The sequence below is a fragment of the Celeribacter arenosi genome (assembly GCF_039539485.1).
GTDB classification, from domain to species: domain Bacteria; phylum Pseudomonadota; class Alphaproteobacteria; order Rhodobacterales; family Rhodobacteraceae; genus Celeribacter; species Celeribacter arenosi.
This window is the reverse complement of sequence record NZ_BAABDF010000007.1, coordinates 1,284,664-1,307,019: the sequence shown is the minus strand read 5'-3', so window position 1 is coordinate 1,307,019 and position 22,356 is coordinate 1,284,664. Positions and strand designations below refer to the sequence as shown.

Annotated in this window: 25 protein-coding genes and 1 tRNA gene; 20 read left to right on the top strand and 6 right to left on the bottom strand. The window is 58.2% G+C overall.

What is annotated here, in order from left to right; all coding sequences use genetic code 11:
* Positions 1-61: 61 nt before the first annotated feature.
* The 4 genes from ABD815_RS14070 to ABD815_RS14055 are packed head-to-tail and all read left to right on the top strand — an operon-like array spanning position 62 to position 4,469.
* Positions 62-961 carry a carbohydrate ABC transporter permease gene (locus ABD815_RS14070; RefSeq protein WP_344848081.1) on the top strand — a complete coding sequence of 300 codons (900 nt, stop codon included), beginning with the start codon at positions 62-64 and terminating at the stop codon, positions 959-961.
* Positions 958-1,821: a carbohydrate ABC transporter permease gene (locus ABD815_RS14065; RefSeq protein ID WP_344848079.1), complete on the top strand. Its 864-nt coding sequence runs from the start codon at positions 958-960 to the stop codon at positions 1,819-1,821. Before ABD815_RS14070 ends, ABD815_RS14065 begins: the two co-directional genes overlap by 4 nt.
* A gap of 40 nt (positions 1,822-1,861) precedes the next feature.
* Entirely contained in the window at positions 1,862-2,938 is a 1,077-nt protein-coding gene (locus ABD815_RS14060) for an ABC transporter ATP-binding protein (RefSeq protein WP_344848076.1), read from the top strand.
* Positions 2,939-2,957: 19 nt separating this feature from the next.
* The gene (locus tag ABD815_RS14055) at positions 2,958-4,469 is read left to right on the top strand and encodes a DUF5060 domain-containing protein (RefSeq protein WP_344848074.1); all 1,512 of its coding nucleotides are present in this window, start codon (positions 2,958-2,960) and stop codon (positions 4,467-4,469) included.
* A gap of 381 nt (positions 4,470-4,850) precedes the next feature.
* Here the strand turns inward: ABD815_RS14055 and ABD815_RS14050 are convergent.
* A tRNA-Ser gene (locus tag ABD815_RS14050) sits at positions 4,851-4,940 on the bottom strand.
* Between the two features lie 133 nt (positions 4,941-5,073).
* Here ABD815_RS14050 and ABD815_RS14045 point away from each other — a divergent pair.
* From ABD815_RS14045 to ABD815_RS14015, 7 genes are all read left to right on the top strand, one after another.
* Entirely contained in the window at positions 5,074-5,964 is an 891-nt protein-coding gene (locus ABD815_RS14045; RefSeq protein WP_344848071.1) for a DUF2059 domain-containing protein, read from the top strand.
* Positions 5,965-6,196: 232 nt separating this feature from the next.
* Positions 6,197-6,898 (top strand): 50S ribosomal protein L21, encoded by a 702-nt coding sequence (locus ABD815_RS14040; RefSeq protein ID WP_344848069.1) that lies wholly within the window; start codon positions 6,197-6,199, stop codon positions 6,896-6,898.
* A 22-nt stretch (positions 6,899-6,920) separates the two neighbouring features.
* On the top strand, positions 6,921-7,190 hold the full coding sequence (rpmA, locus tag ABD815_RS14035; RefSeq protein ID WP_344848067.1) for a 50S ribosomal protein L27: 270 nt from the start codon (positions 6,921-6,923) through the stop codon (positions 7,188-7,190).
* Between the two features lie 240 nt (positions 7,191-7,430).
* Positions 7,431-7,982, top strand: coding sequence for a GNAT family N-acetyltransferase (locus tag ABD815_RS14030; protein WP_344848659.1), 552 nt, complete (start codon positions 7,431-7,433; stop codon positions 7,980-7,982).
* 296 nt (positions 7,983-8,278) lie between these two features.
* The gene (gene obgE, locus ABD815_RS14025; protein ID WP_344848064.1) at positions 8,279-9,343 is read left to right on the top strand and encodes a GTPase ObgE; all 1,065 of its coding nucleotides are present in this window, start codon (positions 8,279-8,281) and stop codon (positions 9,341-9,343) included.
* Positions 9,331-10,431, top strand: a complete 1,101-nt coding sequence (proB, locus tag ABD815_RS14020; protein ID WP_344848061.1) for a glutamate 5-kinase — start codon at positions 9,331-9,333, stop codon at positions 10,429-10,431. Before obgE ends, proB begins: the two co-directional genes overlap by 13 nt.
* Positions 10,428-11,693 (top strand): glutamate-5-semialdehyde dehydrogenase, encoded by a 1,266-nt coding sequence (locus tag ABD815_RS14015; protein ID WP_344848059.1) that lies wholly within the window; start codon positions 10,428-10,430, stop codon positions 11,691-11,693. The genes proB and ABD815_RS14015 overlap by 4 nt, the downstream gene beginning before the upstream one ends.
* 86 nt (positions 11,694-11,779) lie before the next feature.
* On the opposite strand, the gene ABD815_RS14010 is transcribed toward ABD815_RS14015, so the two are convergent.
* The gene (locus tag ABD815_RS14010; RefSeq protein WP_344848056.1) at positions 11,780-12,367 is read right to left on the bottom strand and encodes a histidine phosphotransferase family protein; all 588 of its coding nucleotides are present in this window, start codon (positions 12,365-12,367) and stop codon (positions 11,780-11,782) included.
* Between the two features lie 49 nt (positions 12,368-12,416).
* On the opposite strand from ABD815_RS14010, the gene ABD815_RS14005 reads away from it, so the two are divergent.
* From ABD815_RS14005 to olsA, 3 genes are all read left to right on the top strand, one after another.
* Positions 12,417-12,599, top strand: coding sequence for a DUF3553 domain-containing protein (locus ABD815_RS14005; RefSeq protein ID WP_344848053.1), 183 nt, complete (start codon positions 12,417-12,419; stop codon positions 12,597-12,599).
* Positions 12,600-12,737: 138 nt separating this feature from the next.
* Positions 12,738-13,517, top strand: coding sequence for an L-ornithine N(alpha)-acyltransferase (gene olsB, locus ABD815_RS14000; protein ID WP_344848051.1), 780 nt, complete (start codon positions 12,738-12,740; stop codon positions 13,515-13,517).
* Positions 13,514-14,359, top strand: coding sequence for a lyso-ornithine lipid O-acyltransferase (gene olsA / locus ABD815_RS13995; protein ID WP_344848048.1), 846 nt, complete (start codon positions 13,514-13,516; stop codon positions 14,357-14,359). The genes olsB and olsA overlap by 4 nt, the downstream gene beginning before the upstream one ends.
* Before the next feature lie 4 nt (positions 14,360-14,363).
* On the opposite strand, the gene ABD815_RS13990 is transcribed toward olsA, so the two are convergent.
* Complete coding sequence (locus ABD815_RS13990) at positions 14,364-14,987, bottom strand: thiamine phosphate synthase (RefSeq protein ID WP_344848045.1); 624 nt, start codon at positions 14,985-14,987, stop codon at positions 14,364-14,366.
* A 203-nt stretch (positions 14,988-15,190) separates the two neighbouring features.
* Here ABD815_RS13990 and ABD815_RS13985 point away from each other — a divergent pair, with 203 nt between their 5' ends.
* From ABD815_RS13985 to ABD815_RS13975, 3 genes are all read left to right on the top strand, one after another.
* Complete coding sequence (locus ABD815_RS13985; protein ID WP_344848043.1) at positions 15,191-15,934, top strand: RNA methyltransferase; 744 nt, start codon at positions 15,191-15,193, stop codon at positions 15,932-15,934.
* A 116-nt stretch (positions 15,935-16,050) separates the two neighbouring features.
* Positions 16,051-17,196, top strand: a complete 1,146-nt coding sequence (gene ctaA, locus ABD815_RS13980) for a heme A synthase (RefSeq protein ID WP_344848040.1) — start codon at positions 16,051-16,053, stop codon at positions 17,194-17,196.
* A gap of 1 nt (position 17,197) precedes the next feature.
* Positions 17,198-18,682, top strand: a complete 1,485-nt coding sequence (locus ABD815_RS13975; RefSeq protein ID WP_344848037.1) for a carboxypeptidase M32 — start codon at positions 17,198-17,200, stop codon at positions 18,680-18,682.
* Here ABD815_RS13975 and ABD815_RS13970 read toward each other — a convergent pair.
* Entirely contained in the window at positions 18,679-19,083 is a 405-nt protein-coding gene (locus ABD815_RS13970) for a DUF1801 domain-containing protein (protein ID WP_344848034.1), read from the bottom strand. The genes ABD815_RS13975 and ABD815_RS13970 overlap by 4 nt on opposite strands.
* A 59-nt stretch (positions 19,084-19,142) precedes the next feature.
* Here ABD815_RS13970 and ABD815_RS13965 point away from each other — a divergent pair, with 59 nt between their 5' ends.
* Entirely contained in the window at positions 19,143-19,556 is a 414-nt protein-coding gene (locus tag ABD815_RS13965; protein WP_344848031.1) for a PaaI family thioesterase, read from the top strand.
* Positions 19,557-19,566: 10 nt separating this feature from the next.
* On the opposite strand, the gene ABD815_RS13960 is transcribed toward ABD815_RS13965, so the two are convergent.
* Positions 19,567-19,836 (bottom strand): hypothetical protein, encoded by a 270-nt coding sequence (locus ABD815_RS13960; RefSeq protein WP_344848028.1) that lies wholly within the window; start codon positions 19,834-19,836, stop codon positions 19,567-19,569.
* Positions 19,837-19,842: 6 nt separating this feature from the next.
* Positions 19,843-20,496 carry an alpha/beta hydrolase gene (locus ABD815_RS13955; protein ID WP_344848025.1) on the bottom strand — a complete coding sequence of 218 codons (654 nt, stop codon included), beginning with the start codon at positions 20,494-20,496 and terminating at the stop codon, positions 19,843-19,845.
* Positions 20,497-20,788: 292 nt separating this feature from the next.
* Between ABD815_RS13955 and iscR the strand changes: the two genes are divergently transcribed.
* Positions 20,789-21,247: a Fe-S cluster assembly transcriptional regulator IscR gene (gene iscR / locus ABD815_RS13950; RefSeq protein WP_344848022.1), complete on the top strand. Its 459-nt coding sequence runs from the start codon at positions 20,789-20,791 to the stop codon at positions 21,245-21,247.
* Between the two features lie 45 nt (positions 21,248-21,292).
* Positions 21,293-22,342 carry a cysteine desulfurase family protein gene (locus ABD815_RS13945; RefSeq protein WP_344848019.1) on the top strand — a complete coding sequence of 350 codons (1,050 nt, stop codon included), beginning with the start codon at positions 21,293-21,295 and terminating at the stop codon, positions 22,340-22,342.
* The last annotated feature ends 14 nt before the right edge of the window (positions 22,343-22,356 follow it).

The following is a 22,356-nucleotide window of genomic DNA, read 5'->3' as shown; positions in this document are numbered from 1 at the left end:
GGCCCCCGCGGTCCCAATGCGGGCATCCCATTAAAACTGCTCAGCTTTGGATTTTTCGACGATGGCGAATAGACGATATCTTCAAACACCGCGGGCGCAGGGCATCGTGCTTTTGGCGCCGGCGCTTGCGATTTACACGCTCTTCGCTATCTGGCCGTTGATCGACGTGTTTATCCTGAGCTTTCAGGATTGGAACGGTATCAACGAGAACCGCGAATGGGTCGGACTCAAAAACTACTATCACATTCTCTATAATGACCCGGTCTTCTGGGTTGCTTTCCGAAACACGGTCATCTGGACGGTCATGTCCGTTGTCTTTCCACCGGTTCTGGGCCTGTTTCTGGCATTGGGGTTGAACCAGAACCTGATCGGGCGTGCCCCGCTTCGGGCGATTTACTACCTTCCGGTCATCATCGCACCTATTGCCGTCGCGACCATGTGGCGCTGGATGTACGATCCATTTTTCGGGCTTTTCACACAGTTGTTGACCAACGCAGGCCTGGGGTATTTGATACCCGACTGGTTGGGCGACAAGGATGTCGCGTTGTATTCGATCTTTGTGGCCTACGTCTGGCAAAGCGTCGGGTTTTCGATGGTGCTGTTTCTGGCGGGTCTGCAGAGCGTTGACCGTTCGCTGATCGACGCGGCGCATATTGACGGGGCCAACCGCCGCAAGATTTTTGAGCACGTCACTCTGCCTGCGTTAAGACCGACAATCACGATCGTGCTGGTGCTGTCGACCATCTCATCGCTCAAAGCCTTCGACATTGTCTATGGCATGACAGGCGGCGGGCCGGCGCAATCGACACAAATGCTGGCGCTGTGGGCGTTTACCCAATCGATGGAGATTTTCAACTACGGACGGGGATCGGCCGTTTCAGTTGTTCTTTTGACAATCACTCTTGCGATCGTGGTTCCGTACATGAGCTGGTCGCAACGCCGTGAAGAGGACGTCCAATGACTGTTTCGCCGTCTGTTGGTGTGGCGCCAAGAAAGCGCCGCGACCCGGTCCTGATCGGGCTTTGGATTTCGCTCGTGCTGGTGGCCATCATCTGGCTGGCCCCGGTCGCATTCATCACATTCACCGCGATGAAATCCGAGAGTGAAGTGTTCAGTTCGGCAGCCTTCGCTTTGCCGAGCAAGATCGAATGGAACAACTTCGCCCTGGCGTGGGCGAAGGGGAACTTCAACAGTACCTTCCTGAACAGCTCGGTGATCACTTTGATCAAGGTGCCCCTGGGCCTTGTGATCTCGGCCATGGCCGCTTACGCGCTCGCGCAGATCCGCTTTGGCTGGAACAAGGTGCTTTTGATCTTCCTGTTGTTTGGCGCGATGATCCCGTTCCAAGTAATGCTTGCGCCGCTCTTCACGTTGGTCAATTCGCTAAGTCTGATCGACACATATCCCGGCATTATTCTTCCTTATTTGGCCTTTGGCGTCCCGTACCAAGTTTTCATTCTCCACGGGTTCTTCAAAGCTATTCCCAAGGAATTGACCGAAGCCGCGTTGATCGACGGAGCCAGCCATTTCGTCATCTTCCGCCGCATTTTCCTGCCGGTCTGCCTACCGGTTCTGGCGGCACTTCTTATTCTGGATTTTGTCGCTACCTGGAACGAATTCGCGATGGCGCTGGTGTTGCTGCAGGACAAAAGCATGTGGACGCTGCCGCTGGGACTGATGTCGTTCCAAAGCCAATTCTCCAACAATTACAGCCAATTGAACGCGGCTATCGTGATGACGGTGCTTCCGGCGACGCTCGTTTACCTGATCTTCCAGCGGTATTTTGTCAGTGGTCTGACCTCTGGCGCGGTGAAGGGCTGATCCGTACCTGCAAGATTCTCTGATTTAGAAAGTGCAAGACATGGCGACAGTAGAAATAGACAATCTCCACAAAAGTTACGGCGCTTTGCAGGTCGTGCATGGTGTTTCGATGTCTTTTCAGGACGGGGAATTCATCATCCTGGTGGGCCCCTCGGGCTGCGGCAAGTCCACGCTTTTGCGCATGATCGCGGGACTGGAAGAGATTACAGGGGGTACGGTCTCTATTGACGGCACGGTTGTGAACAATCTGTCGCCCAAGGAGCGCAACATCGCGATGGTGTTCCAAAACTACGCTTTGTATCCGCAGATGACGGTTGCGCAGAACATGGGGTTCTCGCTGGAACTCAGTAAGGTTCCCAAAGACCAGATCGCAACCATGGTCAATGAAACGGCAGAGATACTGGGACTGACGCCGCTCCTTGATCGCAAACCTTCGCAGCTCTCGGGTGGGCAGCGCCAGCGCGTCGCGATGGGCAGGGCCATTGTCCGCGACCCCGAGGTGTTCCTGTTCGACGAGCCGCTTTCCAACCTTGACGCCAATCTACGTGTGAAGATGCGTGCCGAGATCAAAGCGCTCCATCAACGTCTCGGATCGACCATCGTCTATGTAACCCATGATCAGGTCGAAGCGATGACAATGGCCGATCGCATCGTCGTTCTGCGCGCGGGCAGGGTGGAGCAGATCGGAACACCGCTGGAGCTCTATGACAATCCACAGAACATGTTCGTCGCGGGATTTCTAGGCTCACCCGCGATGAATTTTCTGGCAGGCAAGCTTGCCGCAGACGGTGCTCACGGCTTGGTTCTCGAAAGTGGTGAAACGGTCGCTGTGGCCTATCGACCCGATGTTGACGCCGGAAGCGACGTGGTTCTTGGGGTGCGCCCCCAAGACATTACTCTGGACCCGGTCAATGGGGCCGCTGCGGTCATAAAGGTCATCGAACCTACCGGTGCCGATACCCATATTCTGGCGGAATTGGCCGGGCAGGAAGTCACCTGTGTCTTGTCCGAGAGGCTCGACCTGAAACCGGGCGATGAAATCTGCCTGTCATTCAAAACACCATCTGCACATTTCTTTGATTTAAAAACCGAAGCCCGGCTTAGCGCTGGCAATTAAGAACGGGAAGGACGTAAAGATGACCATCGCAAAGTGGGATATCTTCGAGCACGAGATCAAGGCCGATATTTCCGGGAACCCTTATCTGGACACCGAATTCTGGGGGGTATTTTCGCAAGAAAACCGGCAAATCAAGGTTCCCGGTTTCTATGATGGGGATGGTAGCTTCAAAGTCCGCTTTAGCCCGGATCAACCGGGCGCATGGACCCTGCGTACCGTTTCCGAGACGCCGGAACTCAATGGAAGCACCGCCTCTTTCGACGTCACAGAAGCCCGTGAGGGTGTGCATGGTCCCGTCAGGGTGCACAACCGATTCCACTTTGCCCATGAGGACGGCACGCTCTTCGCGCCGTTCACGACAACCTGTTACGCGTGGACCCATCAGCCGCTGGATCAGCAGGAACAAACACTAAAATCATTGGAGTGTGGTGCCTTTAACAAGATGCGGATGTGCGTTCTTCCAAAGCACTATCCCTATAATGAAAACGAGCCCTTGCATCATGTCTTCGACTTGGACGCGGACGGCAAATACGACCCTGACAGCCCGAATTTTGAAGCGTTTCGCCATTTCGAAACGCAGATCGCGCGGCTCGCCGAGATGGGGATCGAGGCGGATGTCATCATCTTCCATCCATATGATAGATGGGGCCACTGTTTCTGGACCGAGGAACAGGATTTCCGGTATCTGCGCTACCTCGTTGCACGCATTGCGGCGCATCGCAACGTTTGGTGGTCGCTGGCTAACGAGTATGACTTCATGCTTGACGTCAAACCGATGGATCGCTGGGATCGGTTCTTTTCCATTATTGAAGAAGGCGATCCCTACCGCCATCCGAAATCGATCCACCAAGGCAGCCCTGCAAACTGTTATGACCACAGAAAACCATGGGTCGATCACGTATCCATTCAGCATTTCGAGACCGTGAAAACCGCCCAATGGCGTGCCGATTATGGCAAGCCTATCGTGAACGACGAAATGCATTACGAGGGCAATATCATTCAGAGCTGGGGGAACATCTCGGCCGAGACTTTGGTGCACCGTTTCTGGATGACCGTCATGAAGGGCGGGTATGCCGGGCATGGCGAAACATACTCCCATCCCCAAGACCTGTTGTGGTGGGCGAAGGGCGGCGAACTGCGTGGGAAAAGCGCCGAGCGCATCGCGTTTCTGCGCAATATCGTAGAGCAGGATGCCACGAACGGTTTGACACCGTTCGAAGAGATGGAAGGCATGCGAGCCTGGCCGAGCCTCGGGGCAGCAAGGGACGGCGACGTCACCTACATTTATCTGGCTGAGCATCAGCCGGTGATATGGTCGCTTGGTTTGCCGCTAGAGGACGGTGATTGGGACGTCGATATTATCGATACATGGAACATGACAGTCACGCCGGCCGAACGTGTCGAGGCGCCGGTTCCTGTCGCCATTAAACATGCCGAGAAAATCCGGGGTGGTAAGCCGGATGCGGCCTTCGGGATTGTTCTCCCCGGCAAGCCTTACCTTTGCGTGCGTGTTCGTCCCAGTGGGAGTTGAGTTGCTGATCGGGACTTATAGATAAGGGCTCTCCCGCCAGACTGGTGCACGTACCTCGCACTGGTTTGGCGGAGGCTCAGATTGAATTGTTGCGTAACAAAAGCAACACCCCTTGGGCTCTCGGCCCATTAATCTGGATGCCTTCGGCGCATCTGACCAAGTCATATTCCTGAGCTTGAACCAAGCTGCGCCGGTTCAGCTGTTACGCCGAACTTTGCATGGAGTTCGTCGCGCGCTTTCGTGCCAACCCCGCGCACGGCTATAGCGATTTTAGTGGGCCTGAAAGCATGTGGACACCCTGATTTAAATGCGCGAAAACTGGCACAAGATCAGCAACAGAAAACCTTGATCGGTGAAATTTGGGCCGATGTCACAGGCGTGTGGCGGAGAGACAGGGATTCGAACCCTGGGAACCCGTGAAGGCTCAACGGTTTTCGAGACCGCCCCGTTCGACCACTCCGGCACCTCTCCGCGGGGGTCTGGTGGCGGGTGATTATCTGCGCAAACCGGACTTCGCAACCCCTTTTCACAAATTGTCGTGTGTGTCCTTGGCAAGGGCAGGGGTGCGCAATAGGTTGAGCGGAAAGACTTCGAGAGGAAGAACATGTCAGTGGCGTCGATGCAGATCAGAAAGCGGCCAAAAACGGCGATCTGGGTAAAGGTGATCGCTTCGTTGCTCATGGCAGTGGTGAGCTATGTGGCTCTCGCGCGCCCGAGCACGGCCCAAACGTCTGCGCAGATTGATGCGCTGATCGAGGCGCTAAACTTTGATGAAATGGTCTCTATCATCGCCGATGAATCACGTGATCTGGGCGATGCGGATATTGAAGGCGCCTATGGCGTGTCGCGCGCGGCCTATCAGGACATGGTCGATCGACTTTTCGCCGAGGCGCCGATGCAGGTCGCTTTTCGCGCCGAATTGACCGAGGCGCTCAAGGGCGCGGAAATTGACCCTATGATTGCTTTCTACAAAAGCCCGCTCGGCCAAAAGGTTTCGATGCTCGAACTGGAAACACGGCGCGCCTTTTCCGAACAGGCTACTCAGGACGCGGCGGCGGCTTCATGGGCGGCCCTTGACCCCGACACGTCGCGCGCGCAGCTCATCGAAGATTTTGTGAAGGTCGGTGATCTGATCGAATTGAACGTTGTGGGCTCTTTGAACAACGACATCGCCTATTACCGCGGCCTCAGCCAAAGCGCGGGTGGGGATGGGCAGATTTTGTCCGAAGACGATCTCATGGCGTCAATCTGGGCAAGTGAGCCGGATGTGCGCGCGGATATCAGTGAGTGGGTCTATGGATATTCCGCCATGGCCTACGCGCCGCTCAGCGATGAGGAGTTGCAAGCCTACATCGACTTTATCGAAACACCTGCGGGCCAGCGGCTCAATTTGGCGATGTTTACGGCGTTTGACGGTGTGTTTGATGCCGCATCGGTGGCGCTAGGGGCGGCGACGGGTCAACTCCTTGCGAATGCGGGTGGAGACGAGCTCTGATCGGGCCAGAGAGGCCGGATTTATCCTTGACAGTCTGGCGGGCTTGGCCGATATACGCGCCACCCGGCGGGCTTAACGGCACGACCGGGTGCTCTTTATTTTAGCGTGACGTTTTTTTCGAAGCGCAGAGAGCGATCAATAATCTCGTCCCCAAGGGGCGCGCTGTTTGAGGCACCTAACGCCGGTGATGATCCGGGGCCACAGAACGCGGGTATATCGAAAAGGAAATCGCATGTTTGCGGTGATGAAAACCGGTGGCAAGCAATACAAAGTGCAAAGCGGCGACGTTCTGCGCGTTGAGAAACTTGCAGCCGATGCTGGTGAAAAAATCCAGTTTAACGAGATTCTGATGGTTGGTTCGACCGTTGGTGCCCCCTTTGTGGCGGGCGCAGGCGTTCAGGCCGAAGTCATCGACCAGATCAAGGGTGAGAAACTCATCCATTACGTAAAGCGTCGTCGTAAGCACTCGTCGCAGCGTAAAAAGGGCCACCGTCAGCAACTGACGCTCGTGCGCGTGACCGACATTCTCGAAAAGGGCGCAGACAAGTCCGGTATCAAAGCTGCCATTGGTGCAGGTTCGGTTTCCGGCGCTGCAATCGTGGCTGCGGCTCCCAAGAAAGCTGCACCCAAGAAAGCGGCTGCTCCCAAGAAAGCTGAAGCGAAAGCCGAAGTTGCGGTAGAATCCGCAGGCTCGCGTCCTGCCAACCTGCTGAGCGAAGCCCGTGGCGGCAAAGCCGACGATCTCAAAAAGATCTCCGGCGTGGGTCCGAAACTCGAAGGCGTGCTGCATGAAAACGGCGTGTTCCACTTCGACCAGGTCGCAGCATGGAATGCCGAAGAGATTGCGTATATGGACGACAAGCTGTCGTTCAAAGGCCGCATCGAGCGTGATAACTGGATCGAACAGGCGGCTGAGCTCGCCAAAGACGCGTAAGCGCAGTTAAGGAGAGAACACCATGGCACATAAAAAAGCAGGCGGTTCATCCCGTAACGGTCGCGACTCTGCGGGTCGTCGCCTCGGCGTGAAACTTTACGGCGGTCAGGCCGCTATCTCCGGCAACATCATCGTCCGCCAGCGCGGCACGAAGTTTTGGCCGGGTGAGGGCGTTGGTCTGGGACGGGATCACACGATCTTCGCAACCACCGACGGTCAGGTCACATTCCGTAAGGGATTGAAAAACCGTACCTTTATCGACGTGCTTCCGGTAGCCGAGGCCGCCGAATAAGCCGACCCTAAAAGGTTTTGAAAATCAGGGGATCGGTGGAAACACCGGTCCCTTTTCTTTTGGACGGCGCGATTTCGGGTGATCCGCGATCTTGCTTCTGCCCCAAAAGAGCCCAAATAAAATGAGACAACGTGGCTTTGGTTCATTCACTGGATCGTCACGTTACAGGGGTAATTACCCGGTCTATCGCTGCGGCTGAGGAGAGACGCGTGATGGGCCAATGGAGGAATTGTGATGAATATGGAACTGGTCAGACTGGTCAACGAAGGCGTGGATCGACCCGTTATTGAAACGGATCGCTTTGTCTTGCGTGCGCCGCGCCATTCGGACACGGGCCTTCTGTCACTCTATGCGGGTGACGAACGGGTTGCACGCAATGCGCGCTCTATTCCCCATCCTCTCCCTCCGGGCGCGACCGAGGCCTTTATTCGCCGCGCGTTGGACCCGAAGGCTGAAAAGCTCGCGTGGGTTCTGGACGGGTCGGCCTCCGGCCTGTCTGAGGTATTGGGGGTTATTTCTCTCAAACCCATGGACCGCGAGCAGTCCGAGGTGAGTTTCTGGGTGGCACCCTCTTTCTGGGGCACCGGGATTGCGACAGCGGCACTTGGCGCGATTGTCGCCGCCAACCCGCTCGGCGCAAAATCGTTGGTTGCTGAGATTTTTCAGGATAACCAGGCTTCGGCACGCGTTCTGACACGCAACGGGTTTGAGTATCTTGGCGACGCGGAGACATATTGCGTTTCGCGCGGGGCGCAGGTCCCGACATGGACCTATTTACGTAAACTCGGCTAGGGCCCCAAGGCGGGGTCGCCACATGGAAAGACCCCGATGACCCACAGACCTTTAACCAGAAACGATAGCCCTCGCGACCGCGGCATATTCCGCGAAGTTGTGGTGCGGGCGTCGGGATTTCTGATGTCGGCCTTGGGTGGCATGCGCCCGGATTCGCGGTGTGACCCGAAGGTCTATTCCTCCGGTTCTGGCCCCGCCATGGCAGGGCCGGTGCCAAAGGATGACTTGCGAAGAACGCACATTGAGTTTCGGGCGGCCAAGGGATACATCTCGGCCCCAGTTTAAAGGAACGTGACATGAAATTTCTCGATCTCGCAAAGGTCTACATCCGCTCCGGCTCCGGTGGGAACGGCTGCGTGTCGTTCCGTCGCGAGAAGTACATCGAGTTTGGGGGTCCCAACGGCGGCGATGGTGGTCGTGGCGGCAGTGTGATCATCGAGACCGTCGATGGTCTCAATACGCTGATCGACTTCCGCTACCAGCAACACTTCTTTGCCCAGAACGGGCAGGGTGGCATGGGCAATAACCGCACCGGTAAGGACGGCAACGATATCGTGTTGCGCGTCCCTGCGGGCACCGAAATCCTCGATGAGGACGAAGAAACCGTCATTGCCGATCTCACGGAAGTCGGGCAGCGTTTTGTTCTTGCCAAGGGCGGGAACGGTGGATGGGGGAACTCGCGTTTCAAATCCGCGACAAACCAGGCCCCGCGGTCCGCCAACCCCGGTCAGCAGGGAATTGAGCGGACAATCTGGCTGCGCCTGAAACTCATCGCGGATGTCGGCCTTCTGGGGCTACCCAATGCGGGCAAATCGACTTTTCTGGCGGCCACGTCTAATGCGCGTCCAAAAATTGCGGACTATCCGTTCACCACGCTTCACCCCAACCTCGGTGTCGTCGGGATCGATAATAGCGAATTCGTGGTGGCCGATATTCCGGGTCTGATCGAGGGCGCGTCCGAAGGGCGCGGTCTGGGTGATCTGTTTCTAGGTCACGTGGAGCGCTGTGCGGTCCTACTGCACCTCGTGGACGGGACTTCCGAGGATGTGGTTGCGGACTACCACACGATCATTACCGAAATTGAAAACTACAACGATGTGCTCGGGGACAAACCCCGTGTAACCGTGCTCAACAAAGCAGACAGCCTTCTGGAAGAAGAAGTCGCCGAGAAACGCGATGCCCTGCAACAGGCCTGCGAGGGTCGGGTTTATGTGATGTCCGGCGTCTCGAAAGAAGGCGTGGATACGGTCCTGCGCGCACTCAAAGCCGAGATTTCGATGGACCGGTTGCGCACCAAGGTGGAGGCCGAGGCCGAAGCCGACGAAGAACACCAAGAGGAAAAAGGCACGTGGCAACCCTGACCGACGCTGAGCTTGTTGTTGTCAAAATCGGCTCGGCTCTGTTGGTCGAGAACGGAAAGTTGCGCGCGGGCTGGTTGGACGGGTTGGCGCGTGACGTTGCAGATCTACGTGCACGAGGTGTTGGCGTCATTCTGGTTTCGTCCGGCTCGATCGCGCTCGGGCGCGGAATTTTGGGCCTTTCGGCGGGGGAACTCCCGCTGGAGCAGAGCCAAGCGGCCGCTTCGGTTGGGCAAATCCGGCTGGCCCGCGCCTATCAGGAAGTGCTTGAACCACTGGGCATCACAACGGCGCAGGTGTTGCTCACCTTGGAAGATAGCGCGGATCGGCGACGCTATTTGAACGCGCGTGCGACCTTCGATGCGCTTTTAAAACTGGGTGCAGTCGCGATTGTGAATGAAAACGACACGGTGGCCACGGATGAAATCCGCTTCGGCGATAACGACCGTCTCGCCGCCCAAATCGCGGTGACGGTGGGGGCGGATTGCCTCGTGCTGCTCTCCGATGTCGATGGTCTCTATACCGCCAACCCGTCGATTGATCCGACTGCCACGCATCTCGCGCAGATCGACGCGATCACGCCGCAAATCGAAGCGATGGCGGGGGATCCGGTTTCCGGTCTCTCCAAAGGCGGCATGAAGACCAAGCTTTTGGCCGCGAAAACGGCCGTTGCGGGTGGTTGTGACATGGCGATTACGCTCGGCGCGGTTGAGCGGCCACTGCGCGCCTTGGAAAACGGAGCGCGTGCGTCGTGGTTTATTGCCCATGAAACACCGGACCATGCCCGAAAACGTTGGATTGGCGCGATGAAGCCAAAGGGCGAATTGCATTTGGATGCCGGTGCTGTGCGCGCGCTCCAGCAGGGGCGATCGCTGTTGCCGGTTGGTGTGCGTGAGGTGACAGGAACCTTCGGACGCGGTGATCCGGTGGTGATGCTGGGACCGGATAAGGCGCGCATCGGTTTGGGCCTGAGCCGCTACACCAAGCAGGAAGCCCAAGCGATCAAGGGCGTCCACTCAAAAGACATTCACGCGATCCTCGGCTATGCTGCGCGGGCTGCGTTGATCCATAGGGATGATATGGTGCTATGAAAGACGATAACGATATTCACCAGATGATGAGCGACATTGGCCGCCGCGCAAAAGCGGCTGCTGCTGAGCTGTCCTACGCGCCGTCAGAGGCGAAGTCCGCCGCACTTCTCGCATCGGCCGACGCAATATGGGCGCGCCGCGCTGAGATCTTGGCCGCCAATGACAAAGATATGGAGTTTGGCCGTCAAAAGGGTCTGACCGATGCGATGATGGATCGCCTGAAGCTGGACGAGGGGCGCGTTGGCGCCATCGTGGATGCGCTTCGCTCTATCGCCGCGCAGGAGGATCCGGTGGGGCAGGTGATTGCACAATGGGACCGTCCGAATGGCTTGCATATCAAACGCGTTCGCACACCGCTTGGCGTGATTGGCGTCATTTATGAGAGCCGTCCCAATGTTACGGCGGACGCCGGAGCGCTGTGCCTGAAGGCGGGGAACGCGGTGATTTTGCGCGGTGGCTCGGAGAGTTTCCATTCCTCAGGCGCCATCCATGCCTGCCTCGTGGAGGGGTTGCGCGCGGCGGGTCTCCCCGAGGACGCGATCCAGCTGGTTCCCACACGCGACCGCGCGGCGGTTTCTGAACTATTGACCATGACCGATTATGTCGACGTGATTGTTCCACGCGGCGGCAAGGGGTTGGTCGGGTTGGTTCAGCGCGAGGCGCGCGTGCCGGTCTTTGCGCATCTCGAGGGCATCGTGCACATCTACCTCGACAAAGATGCCGACCCGCAAAAGGCGCTCGGCATTATCGTGAACGCCAAAACACGTCGCACGGGTATCTGTGGCGCGGCGGAATGTTTGCTGATCCACCGCGATCTTGTGGGCGGGATTGGTGCAGAGGTTGTGCGTGCGCTTATCGATCTGGGCGTAGAGGTGCGGGGCGATGCAACCCTTCAATCTCTGGATGGTGTGGTTGCCGCGACGGCGGATGATTGGGGGCGTGAGTACCTCGACAGTATCATCGCCGCCAAAGTGGTGGATGACGTGGACGAGGCCATCGCGCATATCCGCACATACTCGTCGAGCCATACCGATTGCGTGATTTCCGAAGATGCCAACGTCGTTGCGCGCTTTTTCGAACGTCTGGACAGTGCCATACTGATGCATAATTCTTCGACCCAATTTGCCGATGGTGGCGAATTCGGGATGGGGGCGGAAATCGGCATTGCCACGGGCAAGATGCATGCGCGTGGACCGGTGGGTGCAGAGCAACTGACGTCTTTCAAGTATCTCGTGACATCGAACGGCGCGACACGGGCCTGATTTCACATTTTTGGACGAAAACAAAAAGGGCGCGAGGTATAAAACCCCGCGCCTTCATTGTGCCGCCCTAGGGAGGAAGAGCAGCCTTATACGTTGAATTCCAGACAGATGTCGGAGTTGCGGTAAGTGATCGCGCGGTCCAGTGTTGCGGCCTGTAGCGGGGCGAGAAGGAACTGAATTTCGGAGGGTTTGAGACCTTCGGCGCTCGTAACACGCCCTAGACGCGCCCACAGATCGGCAATCGGTTCGAGCCGGTCACCGCGTGCGGAAATTTCCCAACGGCCGTCTTCGCATCCTACCTTGATCGACCCGCCACGCGGCAGTGCCGTTTCGAGGCACAGGATCAAAAGACAGGCGAGTTTGGCTTCGTCCCGGGTGACGTCTTTCTCGACACTCCAGTTATAAGTGAGCCGGGGGGAGGCGAGTCCATTGAGGATGGCGGACATTTCGGCACCCGATGCCATTTGCCCCTCGCTCGCCATGCCGAATGCGAGGCGAAAAAACTTCACCCGTGCATTTGCATTCTCGACGCTTTCGGAGATAAGGGCCATCTCGGGACCCATATGTTCGCCTGACATGGACAGTAGTTCGACGCCGTTGGATATTGCACCAACAGGACTAATCAGATCGTGACAAATTCGGCTGCCAATCAGGGCGGCAATGTCGCGCGCCATGGCATTTTGCGAATCTGGTTCCTTTAGTGGAGTGATCGATATGGTGGACATGAATGATCTAAATGCGATGCTCGAGCCGGGCCAATTTGTGCGTCATCCCCAGCAGGCGGATTGGGGGACGGGTCAGGTGCAGTCAAACATTGGCGGCAAGATCACCGTTATGTTTCAGCACGAGGGTAAGGTTGTAATCGACAGCCGTTGGATCGCGCTCCTTCCCGTCTATGACAATTGAACTACCGTGATAGTGTCTTTTGCGTCCTGCAAAATCAACCCTAAGTAGAGTAAGTGGCCGATCATTTTCCTCTGTGTTGCATCGCCGCCTCCAAAACCTTAGAACGCCCAGACCCTTGAGAGATCGAAAACACCGCACATGAGTGCCACTGACTCCCTTTTCCGACTGCGATTTGCCCAGACCGACGAAGATATTCGTGCGGCCCAACGGCTACGGTATCGTGTATTTGTCGAAGAACTCGGGTCCGATGGTCCGATGGTTGATCATGATGCGAAACTTGAACGCGACGCGTTTGATCCGTTTTACCGCCACCTGATGTTGATCGACCCTTCGCGTTCGGACGATCCGTTGGAGCAATGTGTCGGTGTGTATCGCCTTTTGCCCGATTGCGACGTGGCCGCCGTCGGCAAATTCTATACCGAAGACGAATATGACCTCACGGTTCTCAAAGAGTCGGGCAAGCGATTGCTGGAATTGGGCCGATCCTGCGTTGCCGCCGAATATCGGGGCGGGACCGCGCTCTACCGGCTGTGGTCGGGTTTGGCGAAATATATTCTCGACGAAGGGTTTGATGTGTTGTTCGGCGTGGCCTCGTTCCATGGAACCGATATGGCGCGTTTGGCTGAACCGCTGTCACTGCTCCATCATCGCCACCTCGCGCCGCCCCATTTGCGGGTCCGCGCGCGTGCCGAGCATTTTCAGACGATGGATCTTGTGTCCGAGGACGCCGTGGATCGCGTTGCGGCCATGCGGGCCATGCCTGCGCTGATCAAGGGGTATTTGCGCCTCGGTGGCACGGTGGGCGAGGGGGCGTTTGTCGACCATGCCTTTAACACCGTGGATGTCTGTCTCATTTTGGAGACCGACATGATCGCGCCGCGCCAACGCGAGCTCTACACCAAGGGTAAAGTGCTGTGAGCGAAGTCTTGTGGAACAGCCGGATTCCGCCGGAGGAACCGAAACACTACCGTTTTGGTATCTGGCGCGCCCTGCTGCGCGGCGTGCCTGTGGTTTTGCTGATCACCGTCTGTCTTGTCTTGATGATGTTGCTGCGCATGGTCGAGTGGGCCATGGTAGGCCAGAAGCGTCCATGGACCAGTTTTTTCCCAAGTTTTGTTTCCCGCACGGCGTTGCGCATTTTGGGTATCCGACTGATCGTTGAAGGCACGCCGATGAAACATCACGGCGCTGTGGTCGCAAACCATTCCAGCTGGCTCGATATTTTCGTGCTCAATGCCGTAGGGCGCGTGTTTTTCGTCTCGAAGGCCGAGGTCGCATCCTGGCCGGGCATCGGGTTTATGGCGCGGGTTGTCGGGACGGTGTTCATCAACCGGAACCGTCATGAGGCCGCCAAGCAGAAGGCGCTGTTCGAAGCCCGTCTGAAAATGGGTCACAAGCTCCTGTTTTTCCCTGAGGGAACGTCTTCGGACAGTCTGCGAGTCTTGCCATTCAAACCGACGCTGTTTGCGGCGTTTTTCGAACCCGACCTGCGCGACGAAACGTGGATTCAGCCCGTGACGGTGCAGTACTGCGCGCCAGAAGGTGAAGAGCCGCGTTTCTATGGCTGGTGGGGCGATATGGAGTTTGGTCCGTCGTTGATCAAAGTCCTGCAAGCACCGCGCCAAGGCGCGGCCAGAGTATGCTTCCATGCCCCCATTGCCGTGCAGGATGTCAAAGATCGCAAAGACATGGCACGCCGCTGTGAGGACGCCGTGCGCGCAGGCCTGCCTGAAATTCCGCAGGCCTACCGCGACGCCTGATGCGTTAGCCCATCGCCGCGATCAGGGTGGCGAGCGTACCGGCGGGATCATCGGCACTCCAGATTTCTTCACCAAGTGCGAAAAAGTCGGTCACAGGTGCAAAATCGGCGATGATGCCTGCGTCCAGCGCGCCTTGCGCGACCACGGGCACTTCGATCATTTCCGACCACCACGCGAACAGGTCCTTTTCAGCCACCGTTCCATCGCCCAATGCGGTGCCGCCCACAGGACCGAATGCGATGTAATCCGCACCCGCTTCTCCCGCGGTCAAACCGTCATGGCGCGACGTCCCGCAAAAAGCACCGACCACGGCATCGTCGCCGAGGGCTTTGCGTGCCTTGCGCACAGAACGCGATCCATCGAGCAAATGAACCCCGTCGAGGCCGTGACGCTCTGCCAGAGCGATATGGGTATCAATCACCACGGCAACGTCGCGCGCGTGGCACACATCGCGGCAGGCATCCGCCGCACGTCCCAGAAAATCCTCGTCATGCGATGCGAGAGCGATGCGCACACAGGCAACATCTTGGGCATCCAGCACAGCTGCGAGGCGATCGGGAAAACTGTCCAGATCGAAGGCGGCGGGCGTTGCGAGGTAAATTTGAGGGCGGTCTGTCTGCTCTGACATCACGGCGTCCTTGATACATCCATGGAAGTTGCGCACCCTATAGCGCCTTTATCCTTTGGGCGGAAGGCTTTGCGCGTATCCAGCGCCCATGCATGATGCAAGCGCGCGAAAGGCGATCACCGCGTCCCTTGCAGAGTGAACAGCGAAGCCCTATCACGCGGGCCAATCGAGACACCTGACCTATCGTGACCGCGGAGCCTATAATGTCCCACACCGGACCGACCCCAGCCTTTATCCTCGTGCGTCCGCAGATGGGCGAAAACATCGGTGCTGCGGCGCGGGCCATGTTGAATTTCGGGCTCGACCGGATGCGTGTCGTGTCACCGCGCGATGGCTGGCCGAACCCCAAAGCGGTGGCCATGGCGTCGGGTGCAGGCCGACTGCTAGATGAGGCGGGGCATTTTGGCAGTGTTCCCGACGCGCTGGCCGATTGCGATTACGTCTTTGCTACCACCGCGCGCCCGCGCGACATCACCAAAGTTGTGGTGACACCGGAACAGGCCATGATGCAGGCCCGTGCGATTACCGCCGAAGGGGGCAAGGTCGCTGTGATGTTTGGCCCCGAACGTGCGGGCCTTGAAAACGACGATGTCGTGCGTGCCAATGCGATCGTGTCCGTGCCGGTGAACCCCGCGTTTCCCTCACTCAATCTGGCGCAATGTGTGTTGCTCATGGCCTATGAATGGGGCCGTCAGGTCACGGATGTTCCCGCCGAGGTCATGGCGATGGCAGGGACGGATTGGGCGAGCCAGATCGAGGTTGAAAAGCTCGGCGACCACTACGAAGAGGTTCTTGATCAGGCGCGGTTCTTCTATCCCGAGGATAAGGCCGAGGTCATGAAGACCAACCTGCGCAACCTGTGGAGCCGCATGCCGCTCACCCGCGCGGATATCCAGGTTTTCCACGGGATGATGCGGCAGATGAAGCGGTGGAAAGAACGCGGTTAACGTTTGGCCAGACGCGACCATTCGCCATGGTCGCAGGGTGAATAAAACGCCTAACGCGCTTGCCCTTCGTTCCGGCTGTGCCTAGGTTTTCGCGCAAACAACACAGGTGTCCCATAATGGCGCAGAAACGCTCGATTTTCGAAGAAGTTGGCACGGCTCAAAAGCCCAAAGACGCCCCCAAGGGTGGTCTGATCGAAAAGGGCGGATCGGGTGCACGTCGGGGCATCCGGATCTGGCTCGCCATTTTGTTTGTCTTGGTCATGGTGATGATTGCGGTGGGCGGTCTGACGCGGCTTACCGATTCCGGTCTGTCGATCACCGAATGGAAACCTGTGACCGGTGCGCTGCCCCCGATGGGAGAGGCCGCGTGGTCGGAAGAGTTCGAGAAGTATCAGCAGATCCCAGAGTATCAGCTCCAAAACGAAGGCATGAGCCTATCGGAGTTCAAACAGATTTACTGGTGGGAATGGGGTCATCGCCAGCTCGGTCGCGTGATCGGGCTTGTCTGGGCTTTGGGCTATGCGGGGTTTGCACTGGCACGCAGGGTGCCTGCGGGATGGCATCGACGGCTGTTGTTGATCGGCGCGCTTGGCGGGCTTCAGGGCGCGATCGGGTGGTGGATGGTCTCCTCCGGCTTGGAAGGGACGCGTCTGGACGTGGCGTCCTACCGACTGGCAACCCATCTTGGTTTGGCCTTTGTCATCCTCGGGTATATCGCGTGGTTCATGTTCCTTTTGGGCCGCTCGGATGCCGCATTGATGCAGGCGCGGCGGGCAGGGGATGCAAAGCTGTTCGGCATGTCGACGGGGCTGATGCATTTCGCGTTTCTGCAAATCCTTTTGGGCGCACTCGTCGCGGGGATCGACGCGGGTCGCGGGTTCACTGATTGGCCATTGATGGGGGGGCAGTTTTTCCCGCCGGACCCCTTTGCCCTCTCACCGGTATGGCGCAATTTCTTTGAGGACGCAGGTCTGGTGCAATTCATTCACCGCATGTCCGGCTACCTTCTCTTTGCCTTTGGTGTGGTCATTTGGCTAAAGGGGCGTAAATCCGCAAACCGCGCGTCTGCTATGGCATTCAACGTGATGGGGGCGTTCCTGTTCCTGCAAATGGTGCTCGGGATTGTGACCGTCCTGAATGGGGCGCCGCTGGTGCTCGGCCTTGGCCATCAGATCGGCGCAGTTGCCCTGTGGGTCGCGATTTTGCGCGCCCGTTTCCTCAGCCGCTATCCAACAACCCAATCCGTCCGCGAGGGACTTTGACATGACTGCATTTGATGACCTGATGGCGTTCGAACGTGAAACGCAGGCGCTTGCCTCTATTGCGGGGCGTCTCGGGTGGGATCAGGAAACGGTGATGCCGCGTGGTGCAACCGCGCAACGGGGCGAAGAATTCGCTGCGATCGAAAATGTCCTGCACGCGCGGCGCACGAACCCTCAGGTTGGGGACTGGCTCGCCGCGATCAGTGACGCGGACCTCGATGCGGTCGGGCAGGCCAATCTGCGCCATATCCGCCGTTCCTATGCGCGCAATACCAAGGTTCCCGCAAAGCTCGCCAGTGCTTTGGCCAAGGCGACGTCCCTGTCTCAGGGCGTGTGGGCCGAGGCGCGCGCGAATGATGATTTCGCGCGTTTTGCGCCAACGTTCGAAGAGGTCGTGGCGCTCAAACGCGAAGAGGCAGCGGCTCTGTCACAAGGCGCCGAGCAGGGTGATCTCTACGATGCGCTCCTGCAGGATTACGAACCCGGTGGGAGTGCTGCAGACCTTGCCCAGATGTTCGGCGCGCTACGTCCCCGTTTGGTCGAATTGCGCGACAAAATCCTCGGGGCGGATCAACCGGCTGGTGTCACAGGAACATTTGATGAGGCCGCGCAGATGGCGTTGGCGCATGAAGTGGCCTCGGCTTTTGGCTACGATTTCGAACTGGGCCGGATCGACAAGGCGGTGCATCCGTTTTCATCGGGCTCGGGTCAGGACGTGCGCATCACCACGCGCACCAGCGCAACCGATCCCTTCAATTGCCTCTATTCCACGATCCACGAAGTCGGGCATGCGGCCTATGAACAACGTATCGACGATGCCCATCTGTTGACGCCCCTTGGCGCGGGCGTGTCGATGGGTGTCCATGAAAGCCAGAGCCGGATTTACGAGAACCAGTTGGGCCGTTCGCGCGCGTTCACGGGGTGGTTGTTCGGGCGGATGCGTGATCGCTTTGGTGACTTTGGCATTGCCAATGAGGATGCGTTCTTTGCGGCCGTGAACCGTGTCACGCCGGGCTATATCCGCACCGAAAGCGATGAGGTTCAATATAACCTCCACGTGCTTTTGCGCTTTGATCTGGAGCGTCAGATCATTGCCGGCGATCTCGATGTCGCCGATTTGCCGGAAGCATGGAACGCGCGGTTCGAGGCCGATTTTGGCGTGAGGGTCGATAAGGTCTCCAACGGCTGCCTGCAGGATGTTCATTGGCCGGTCGGGTTGTTCGGCTATTTCCCGACCTATTCACTGGGCAATGTCTACGCCGGTTGCCTGCATCAGGCACTGCGTGAGGCGGTTCCCGATCTGGATACGGGCCTCGCGAAGGGTGATACATCGGCGGCGACGACGTGGCTCGGGGATCATCTGCAAACATTTGGCGGCCTGCGTGAGCCGAAGGATACGATCCGGCATGCTTGTGGCTTTGAGCCTTCCGAGGCTCCGCTTCTCGACTATCTGGAGGCGAAGTTCGGGGCGATTTACGGCTTTTAGGTCGCCTCGACCGTCCATCTTGTGGCGAGGTCGTTTAGGCCGAGACGGATGATTTCGGCCAGAACGTCTTCGTCGATATCCGCGAGTTTGTTGATGTAGAGGCAGGATTTGCCTTTCTTGTGCTTGCCCAACCGCGATAGCGGATCGTCCATCTTCAGATACCCCGGCATGATGTAGATGGTCAGATTGGACTTGGCGGGGGCAAAGCCGGTGGCCAGTGCCGTGCCGGAATGGCCGCTGTCGTAGGTGTAGTGGTATTTTCCATAACCGACCATTTTACCATTTGGTGAAAGCCACGGGTCGAACCCCGTGACGGAGCGAAAGATTGCGTCCAGCCGTTTGGCGTCGGCGTTGCGTGTCGGGTGCTCGATGTTGTCGAGGTAGGTTGCGACGTCGTCCATGGCTTGTCCTCCCAATGGTTCCACGCCAGACTAAAAAGCAGGGACGGGAGGGATCAAGAATGAAAATGGACGCTGCTGCGCTGCAAAGGTTTCTGGAGCGCGATTTCGAGCAGGTTGCCGACGTGCTTCGCGTGGATAGCGTGGGCGATGGCGTGACGTTGCGGTTTACACCCGACACGCGCCATTTGAGGCCGGGTGGGACCGTTTCAGGTCCCTCGATGTTTATGCTGGCCGATGTGGCGATCTACTTTGCGATTTTGAACCGGATCGGAGAAGTGCCGCTGACGGTGACAACCGGCGCGCATATCGATTTCATGCGTAAACCGGCCGCGGGGGTCGATCTGCTCGCGCAAGCGAAGGTGTTGAAGCTGGGGCGCACATTGGCCGTCGGGACAGCCGCTCTGTGCAGTGCCGGACACGATGATGTCGTGGCCCATGCGCAAATGACCTACGCCATTCCCCCAAAATCGTAGGCGGCGTTCATCAGTATTTGATGTCGTCTTCCGCGCTCGGCGGCGGTGCAGAGGCATCGATTCCGGCCTGTGCCTCCGCGATACGTTTTTCGAGATAGGCCCGTCCCAGTTTTTCCGACAAACGCACTCGCGCCGAGGTCAGGAATGCCTCCTGAGTGGTCACGGAAGAGGCCCCGACAACCCGACCTACATCCTGAATGAGTTGATCGTCCTCAAAGAGGTCGAGCGCGTCGATGGTGTCTTTGGCCAGTTTGTCGGCAAGTTCTTCCGTGATGCTCATATCGGCTTACCTCGTCGTCTCCGTCAGGCGGCGGCGAACATAGGTTTCGACGCTGCCGATCATCTGTTCCATATGCGGGTCTTCAAAGAAATGGCCCGCCCCCTCGATTTCCTCGTGGGTGATGGTGATACCCTTTTGTTCGTGAAGCTTGTTCACGAGGCCATGGGTATCCTTTGGCGGCGCCACACGGTCAGCCGTGCCGTTGATAATCAGGCCGGATGCCGGGCAGGGGGCAAGGAACGAAAAGTCATACATGTTGGCGGGTGGTGCCACCGAGATAAATCCGGTGATTTCGGGACGGCGCATCAGGAGTTGCATCCCGATCCATGCGCCGAACGAGAAACCGGCGACCCAGCAATGTTTGGCGTTGGGGTTCATCGACTGGAGGTAGTCGAGTGCCGATGCCGCATCGGAAAGCTCACCGATGCCTTGATCATACTCACCCTGCGAGCGACCCACACCGCGAAAGTTGAACCGCAGGACAGTAAAGCCCATTTGGTGGAAAGCATAATGCAGGTTGTACACCACGCGGTTGTTCATCGTGCCGCCGAATTGTGGATGCGGGTGCAGGATAATCGCGATAGGGGCGTCTTTTTGCGCTTGCGGGTGGTAGCGGCCTTCGAGCCGGCCCTCTGGGCCAGGAAAAATCACTTCGGGCATCTTTGTCCCTGTCTCCTCAAGTCGCGCCCCGCGCGGTATGACGTCATGGCGGGCGGGGCGGTCCGGTCATATGAAGCCTTTGCGCCGTCACAGGGTCTTCAGCGAATATACTTGACGAAATCGCTAAGGGTACTTAGAAGAATTCTAAATTGCCTGCAGGACGCGTTGGCGAGGTGTCATGGACCTAAGGTGCCATGGTGCTGACGTCAATGTTTTTGCGCCTTTGGCCTCATTTATTGGCCGCAAAAGTGGCATTGTGTGCCGGTGACTGGAATCGGAAGGGTGGGGTGCCGTGAAACTCTCGACAAAAGGGCGTTACGCCATGGTTGCCTTGGCCGATCTGGCCCTGCAACGCCCGGACGGGCTTCTGTCTCTGGCCGAGATTTCAAAGCGTCAGGACATTTCGCTCCCCTACCTCGAACAGCTCTTTGTGAAACTTCGTCGTGCCGAACTGGTGGTTTCTGTCCGTGGGCCGGGTGGTGGGTATCGCCTCGCCAAACCGGCGAGTGAAATCCGCGTGTCAGACATCATGGAAGCGGTTGAGGAGACCGTGAGTGCCATGCACACCGGCGCGGGTGCGTCGGGTGGTGTTTCGGGCAGTCGTGCGCAGTCGATGACCAACCGATTGTGGGAAGGGTTGTCTGCGCATGTCTATGTTTTCATGCATCAGACCCGCCTGTCGGATGTGGTGGAAAACGAATTGCGCCCCTGTCCGGCTGTGCCGCACCTGTTTGAAATCGTCGACGAATAGTGCCGTTTGGCATGCGTATTTGACCGTTCAAGGAAGCGTTAGGTTTTGACCCGAGCCCGCACATATCTCGACTGGAATGCGACTGCGCCGCTCTGTGCGCAGGCGCGCTCGGCGATGATCGCGGCCATGGATGTGGTAGGCAACGCGTCTTCTGTTCACGCAGAAGGTCGCGCGGCCAAGGCATTGGTAGAGCGCGCGCGCGCGCAGGTCGCCACGGCGCTAGGCGCGCGGGTGCAGGATGTCGTGTTCACATCGGGTGCAACCGAGGCTGCGATGTTGGCCTGCGACGGGCGTGGGTTGTCCTGTGGCGATATCGAACACGAGGCCGTGTCGGAGTGGTGCGCGCCTGATCTGACTGTCGGGTCCGACGGTCGGGTTCAGGTGGTCGATCCTTCAAAAACGGCGCTCCAGATGGCGAATTCGGAGACCGGCATCCTGCAGGACGTGCCGTCTGGCATCGCCGTTTGCGATGCGACGCAGGCGTTCGGGAAAATCCCCTTCGCGGTATCGTGGCTCGGCGCCGATATGGTGCTGGTGTCCGCCCATAAACTCGGCGGCCCCAAAGGGGTCGGCGCGTTGATTTTGCGCGAAGGCCTCGATGTGGAGGCACGTATCAAGGGCGGGGGTCAGGAAATGGGCCGTCGTTCGGGCACCGAAAACGTCATCGGCATCGCGGGGTTCGGTGCTGCGGCAGAGGCGGCCATGGTTGCGCTTGCCGACGGGCTCTGGGACGGGGTGGCTGAAAAGCGGGATCTTCTGGAGGCACGCCTTGCGGATGCGGCGCCCGACACCACATTGGTAGGGGCGGACGGTGCGCGTCTTCCAAATACGGTTTGTGCCGTAACGGAAGGCTGGAAGGGTGAGACGCAGGTCATGCAAATGGACCTCGCCGGATTTGCCATCTCCGCCGGATCGGCCTGTTCGTCGGGCAAGGTCAAGGCGTCAAGAGTATTGAAAGCCATGGGGTTTTCGGATCAGGCGGCATCCAGCGCGATGCGGGTGTCGATCGGACCAGAGACCACGGGTGAAGAAATCGAGCGGTTTGCCGATGCTTGGGTGGCCGCACATGCCCGCTGGAAGCAGCGGGCCGCATAAGATAACGACGGGCG

Coding starts and splice junctions, on each gene's coding strand:
- ABD815_RS14070 (WP_344848081.1), top strand. CDS start 62: ATGGCGAATAGACGATATCTTCAAACACCGCGGGCGCAGGGCATCGTG.
- ABD815_RS14065 (WP_344848079.1), top strand. CDS start 958: ATGACTGTTTCGCCGTCTGTTGGTGTGGCGCCAAGAAAGCGCCGCGAC.
- ABD815_RS14060 (WP_344848076.1), top strand. CDS start 1,862: ATGGCGACAGTAGAAATAGACAATCTCCACAAAAGTTACGGCGCTTTG.
- ABD815_RS14055 (WP_344848074.1), top strand. CDS start 2,958: ATGACCATCGCAAAGTGGGATATCTTCGAGCACGAGATCAAGGCCGAT.
- ABD815_RS14045 (WP_344848071.1), top strand. CDS start 5,074: ATGTCAGTGGCGTCGATGCAGATCAGAAAGCGGCCAAAAACGGCGATC.
- ABD815_RS14040 (WP_344848069.1), top strand. CDS start 6,197: ATGTTTGCGGTGATGAAAACCGGTGGCAAGCAATACAAAGTGCAAAGC.
- rpmA (WP_344848067.1), top strand. CDS start 6,921: ATGGCACATAAAAAAGCAGGCGGTTCATCCCGTAACGGTCGCGACTCT.
- ABD815_RS14030 (WP_344848659.1), top strand. CDS start 7,431: ATGGAACTGGTCAGACTGGTCAACGAAGGCGTGGATCGACCCGTTATT.
- obgE (WP_344848064.1), top strand. CDS start 8,279: ATGAAATTTCTCGATCTCGCAAAGGTCTACATCCGCTCCGGCTCCGGT.
- ABD815_RS14015 (WP_344848059.1), top strand. CDS start 10,428: ATGAAAGACGATAACGATATTCACCAGATGATGAGCGACATTGGCCGC.
- ABD815_RS14010 (WP_344848056.1), bottom strand. CDS start 12,367: ATGGCGCGCGACATTGCCGCCCTGATTGGCAGCCGAATTTGTCACGAT.
- ABD815_RS14005 (WP_344848053.1), top strand. CDS start 12,417: ATGAATGATCTAAATGCGATGCTCGAGCCGGGCCAATTTGTGCGTCAT.
- olsB (WP_344848051.1), top strand. CDS start 12,738: ATGAGTGCCACTGACTCCCTTTTCCGACTGCGATTTGCCCAGACCGAC.
- ABD815_RS13990 (WP_344848045.1), bottom strand. CDS start 14,987: ATGTCAGAGCAGACAGACCGCCCTCAAATTTACCTCGCAACGCCCGCC.
- ABD815_RS13985 (WP_344848043.1), top strand. CDS start 15,191: ATGTCCCACACCGGACCGACCCCAGCCTTTATCCTCGTGCGTCCGCAG.
- ctaA (WP_344848040.1), top strand. CDS start 16,051: ATGGCGCAGAAACGCTCGATTTTCGAAGAAGTTGGCACGGCTCAAAAG.
- ABD815_RS13975 (WP_344848037.1), top strand. CDS start 17,198: ATGACTGCATTTGATGACCTGATGGCGTTCGAACGTGAAACGCAGGCG.
- ABD815_RS13970 (WP_344848034.1), bottom strand. CDS start 19,083: ATGGACGACGTCGCAACCTACCTCGACAACATCGAGCACCCGACACGC.
- ABD815_RS13965 (WP_344848031.1), top strand. CDS start 19,143: ATGAAAATGGACGCTGCTGCGCTGCAAAGGTTTCTGGAGCGCGATTTC.
- ABD815_RS13960 (WP_344848028.1), bottom strand. CDS start 19,836: ATGAGCATCACGGAAGAACTTGCCGACAAACTGGCCAAAGACACCATC.
- ABD815_RS13955 (WP_344848025.1), bottom strand. CDS start 20,496: ATGCCCGAAGTGATTTTTCCTGGCCCAGAGGGCCGGCTCGAAGGCCGC.